This is a genomic window from Mycobacterium sp. (assembly GCF_050701675.1).
In the GTDB taxonomy this organism is placed as follows: domain Bacteria; phylum Actinomycetota; class Actinomycetes; order Mycobacteriales; family Mycobacteriaceae; genus Mycobacterium.
In genome coordinates, this window is record NZ_JBOGDD010000694.1 from 1 (window position 1) to 4,276 (window position 4,276).

Genomic DNA, 4,276 nt, shown 5'->3' on the forward strand with positions numbered 1-4,276 from the left:
ATTCGAGTCCGCGGTCGCCTACGCCGTCGCCGACAAGCTCGGCTACGGAAAGGACGACGTGAAATGGGTGCGGGTGCCGTTCAATGCGGCGATCGCGCCCGGCCCAAAGACGTTCGACGCCAACCTCAACGAGTTCTCGATCACCGATGACCGCACGCAGGCCGTCGACTTCTCGTCGCCCTACTTCAACGTCACCCAGGCGGTCGTCGCGGTGCAATCCTCACCCGCCGCCCAGGTGAAGACCCTCGCCGGGCTCAACGGCCTCAAGCTGGGCGCCCAGGTCGGCACGACGAGCTACACCGCCGCCAAGGCGATCGACGCCGACGTCGCGGTGTTCAACAACAACGACGACGCCAAGGCGGCGTTGACGAACGGGCAGATCGACGCGCTCGTGTTGGATCTGCCGACGGCCTTCGAGGTGCAGAGCGAGCTCGACAACGGGGTCATCGTCGGCCAACTGCCCGCTGGCTCCGAGAAGGCCGAGCAGTTCGGCATCGTGCTGGACAAGGGCAGCCCCCTGACGGCGTGCCTGTCCAAGGCCGTCGACGACCTCGGCAACGACGGCGAGCTGTTCAAGCTGCAGAAGGTGTGGCTGACTGGCGCCGGCAACGCGCCACTCCTTTCGTGACCTCGGCCGCCGCCGGCCCCGACTCCGTAGCCGCAATCGACCGGGTGGCCTTCCGGCAGTCCAGGGCCCGCCGTTCCACCCTGATCGCACTGGTGTCGACGGTGGTATTCGCCGCCGTGCTGCTCTTCGCGGTGACGTCGTCGCCGGGCTGGCCCCGGGTACGCGACTCGTTCTTCAACCTGCGGATCGGCTGGGAGAGTCTGCCCGCACTGTTGGAGGGGCTCTGGCTCAACATCCGCGTGCTGGTGGTGTGCCAGGTGCTGATCCTGGTGTTCGGCCTCGGACTGGCCGCGGTGCGGACGCTGCGCGGTCCGGTGTGGTTTCCGGTGCGGGCGTTGGCAACCGGGTACGTCGATCTGTTCCGCGGATTACCGCTGCTGATCTGCCTGTACCTCGTCGGCTTCGGCCTTCCTGGGCTGCGGCTGAGCGGATTGCCGACCAATCCGGTGCTGCTCGGTGGTCTCGCGCTGGTGTTGATCTACTCCGCCTACGTGGCCGAGGTGTTTCGAGCCGGCATCGAATCGGTCCACCCCTCGCAACTGGCCGCGGCCAAATCCCTTGGCCTGAACCACCGGCGCACCATGCAACTGGTGGTGCTTCCGCAGGCGACGCGGCGAGTGACTCCCGCGCTACTCAATGATTTCGTTGCGTTGCAGAAGGACTGCGGGCTGATCTCGGTGCTCGGCGCGGTCGACGCGGTGCGCGCAGCGCAGATCCAGGCGGCCACCACCTACAACTTCACCCCGTACGTCGTGGCCGGACTGTTGTTCGTCGCGCTGGCGGTGCCGTCGGCACGTCTCGCCGACTGGGCGTCGGCCCGCGTGGCGATCCGGCAGGGGGCGTTGTGACCCGCCCCGTGTTGTCGGTGCGAAACCTCCTGAAGGCCTATCACGACCGGCCCGTGCTCAGGGGAATCGACCTCGACGTCGCCGAACACCAGGTCGTCGTCCTGATCGGGGCGTCCGGTTCGGGGAAGTCGACGCTCCTGCGATGCATCGACCTGCTCGAGGACATCGACGACGGGCAGATATTGCTCGACGGCCGCGACATCAGCGATCCGCGCATCGACGCCGACGACGCCCGTCAGGCGATGGGCATGGTCTTTCAGTCGTTCAACCTGTTTCCGCACATGACGGCCCTGCAGAACGTCGCACTGGCGCCGCGCGTCGTACACGGTCGGAGCCGTTCGGACGCCCAGGCGCGTGGGCGTGACCTGCTGTCCCGCGTTGGCCTGGCCGACAAGGCGGATGCCTACCCGGACAAGTTGTCGGGCGGGCAGCAACAGCGGGTGGCGATCGCCCGCGCGCTGGCGTACGACCCGCGGTTGCTGCTGCTCGACGAGATCACTAGTGCGCTTGACCCGGAGTTGGTCGGCGACGTGCTGGCACTCGTCGGCGAGTTGGCCACCGGCGGCAGCACCATCGTGATGGCGACCCATGAAATGGCCTTCGCGCGCGAGGTGGCCAACACGGTGTGTTTCCTCGACGGCGGCCAGATCGTCGAATCTGGTTCGGCTGAACAGGTTTTGACCGATCCGCAGCACGAGCGGACGCGTCGGTTCCTGCGGCGCTTCACCGATACGCGCTAGCGGGCGCACCCGTCCCCGGAAGTCCCGGCGGTCCCCCGCTCGCGTCCACATGTTTGCCCCAAGCGCGTTGGGGGCATGTCGGCGAAGGTCGGGTTGAGCCGTGAATGGGGTTGAGATGAACGTCGTCGAATCGATGGAAGCTACGTCGACCGTGGGCCGGTGGTGGGTATGAGCGCCCGCCACATCGGTCGAGTTCTCGGGGTGGCGCTGGCCGTGGCGGCCTCAGCGCTGCTGAGCGCGCCGAGCGGCGTCCCAACCGCCTCGGCTGAGCCGTGCCCGGACATCGAGGTGGTGTTCGCCCGCGGCACCGGCGAGCCGCCGGGTGTCGGAGGGGTCGGACAGGCCTTCGTCGATTCCCTTCGCTCACAGGTCGGTGACAGATCGGTGGGCGTGTACGCGGTGAACTATCCCGCCAGTGGGGACTTCGCCGACGGGGTCGGGTTCGCCGGCACCGTCGTCGATGGCATTCGCGACGAAGGCAACCACGTCCAGTCGATGGCGACGACGTGTCCCAACACCAGAATCGTGCTTGGCGGGTATTCCCAGGGTGCGGTGGTGACCGGCTTCACCACCGCAGATGCCGTCCCCCCTGGCGTTCCCGAACTGGCCGTGCCCGCACCGATGCCGCCGGAGGTGGCCGGACACGTCGCCGCCGTCGCACTGTTCGGAAAGCCGTCGGCACAGTTCCTGCAGTCCTACGGCGCGCCGGCGATAGTCATCGGACCCCTGTATCAACCGAAGACCATCGACCTGTGCGCCCAGGGCGACACGATCTGTGACGGCACCCCAGGGGGCGCGCCCACTGCCGCGCACGTCCTGTACCCGGTGAACGGGATGGTGCCGCAGGCCGCCAGCTTCGTCGCGGGTCGCCTCTAGAGCGGCCGACGCCTAACCGGGTAGCCCCTGCTCCTCGGTCGGCAACGGGGCCGGGCCCTTGATCGCCGGGGTGGCCTTCTGCTCCGAGATCGAGCTGGGCGCAGCCGATTGAGTGATGGTCACACCCGTTTGCATGTCACCCGCGATCGATCCGGTACCTACTGGCCCCTGCAGAACTGCTGCGCCGAGCGCGACCGCGGTGACGGCAGCACTACCCCCGACGACGGCGAAGAGTTTGATGTTGCTGACCTTCACGTTCCCCATCTCCTTCAGTCATTCGGGCAACGTATCGTTACCCTAAGTAATTATGTTCCACGCCGACGGCGACTTCAAACAATCTCGCGCCACCGCGCGGCCTCGCCACCACCTGATCCGATCTCCAAGCAAACTTCCCGCCAGACGGCGGCGCGCTCGTGACTATCCCGAACGGTTCCCGTCGCGCACCGTCCGCAAATCCGCCGCCGATCGCAAATCGCCCACCATCAAACAACAAGCCGAATTCACCAGTGCCTAGCAAGCTCCTGCCCGAGCGGTGCCGGGTGAACCGACGAGCTCGCTACCGACGGTGACCAGCACAGCCCAGCGAAGCGCCGAGGAGTCGACCCGGCGGCAGCAAACACGGTAGGGTTGCGGCCATGTGGGGAACGCTGTTGGGGATAGCACTCTTCATGTCGCTCAATCCCTTGCTTCTCGGCGTCATCCTCCTGGTGATCTCCCGACCACGGCCCTTGCAGAACCTGTTCGCCTTCTGGGTTGGTGCCGTAACGGTCAACATCCCAGCCTTCGTGATTCCACTGCTCTTACTGCACTTGAACCCGACGTGGGCGTCTCGGGCCGAAGATCTGTCTCGCCCCGCCCCCGGCTCCACAGTGCAGCCACTGGAAACCGGCGTGGGTGTGCTCATGCTCTTGGTCGCGGCGGCGATGATCATGCGCAGTCGGGTGCGGGCACGTCAGCCCTCGAACCCGCCGCCACCGCGTGGCGGCAACCCATCGGTCACGGTGCTGGACTCGGACAAGCCCACCGCGTTGTCGCGGGCGTTGAGCCGCATTCAGGAGACCAGGTTCGTATCGGCCATTCGGCGGCTGTTCAGCCGCGCCAGGAATGCGTGGGAAAGCGGATCGGTATGGGTGTCCGTCTTGTTCGGGTTGGGATATGTCGCGCCACCCCCCACGATTCTGCTC

At 66.7% G+C, this 4,276-nt stretch carries 7 protein-coding genes; 6 read left to right on the plus strand and 1 reads right to left on the minus strand.

What is annotated here, in order from left to right; genetic code table 11:
• From ACRDUX_RS21350 to ACRDUX_RS21365, 4 genes are all read left to right on the plus strand, one after another.
• A partial coding sequence (locus ACRDUX_RS21350; protein WP_526416238.1) for an ABC transporter substrate-binding protein occupies positions 1–628 on the plus strand: 628 nt, incomplete at its 5' end.
• Entirely contained in the window at positions 625–1,476 is an 852-nt protein-coding gene (locus ACRDUX_RS21355; RefSeq protein ID WP_526416240.1) for an amino acid ABC transporter permease, read from the plus strand. The genes ACRDUX_RS21350 and ACRDUX_RS21355, both read left to right, overlap by 4 nt.
• Positions 1,473–2,216 carry an amino acid ABC transporter ATP-binding protein gene (locus ACRDUX_RS21360; RefSeq protein ID WP_526416242.1) on the plus strand — a complete coding sequence of 248 codons (744 nt, stop codon included), beginning with the start codon at positions 1,473–1,475 and terminating at the stop codon, positions 2,214–2,216. Before ACRDUX_RS21355 ends, ACRDUX_RS21360 begins: the two co-directional genes overlap by 4 nt.
• A 168-nt stretch (positions 2,217–2,384) precedes the next feature.
• Positions 2,385–3,092 (plus strand): cutinase family protein, encoded by a 708-nt coding sequence (locus ACRDUX_RS21365; RefSeq protein ID WP_526416244.1) that lies wholly within the window; start codon positions 2,385–2,387, stop codon positions 3,090–3,092.
• Between the two features lie 12 nt (positions 3,093–3,104).
• On the opposite strand, the gene ACRDUX_RS21370 is transcribed toward ACRDUX_RS21365, so the two are convergent.
• Positions 3,105–3,347 (minus strand): hypothetical protein, encoded by a 243-nt coding sequence (locus ACRDUX_RS21370; protein ID WP_526416246.1) that lies wholly within the window; start codon positions 3,345–3,347, stop codon positions 3,105–3,107.
• A 52-nt stretch (positions 3,348–3,399) separates the two neighbouring features.
• Between ACRDUX_RS21370 and ACRDUX_RS21375 the strand changes: the two genes are divergently transcribed.
• The gene (locus ACRDUX_RS21375; RefSeq protein WP_526416248.1) at positions 3,400–3,606 is read left to right on the plus strand and encodes a hypothetical protein; all 207 of its coding nucleotides are present in this window, start codon (positions 3,400–3,402) and stop codon (positions 3,604–3,606) included.
• A gap of 121 nt (positions 3,607–3,727) precedes the next feature.
• A partial coding sequence (locus ACRDUX_RS21380) for a GAP family protein (RefSeq protein WP_526416250.1) occupies positions 3,728–4,276 on the plus strand: 549 nt, incomplete at its 3' end.

Bases quoted from the DNA above. Each gene is read 5' to 3' on its own strand.
- ACRDUX_RS21365 (WP_526416244.1), top strand. From the start codon at position 2,385: ATGAGCGCCCGCCACATCGGTCGAGTTCTCGGGGTGGCGCTGGCCGTG.
- ACRDUX_RS21375 (WP_526416248.1), top strand. From the start codon at position 3,400: ATGTTCCACGCCGACGGCGACTTCAAACAATCTCGCGCCACCGCGCGG.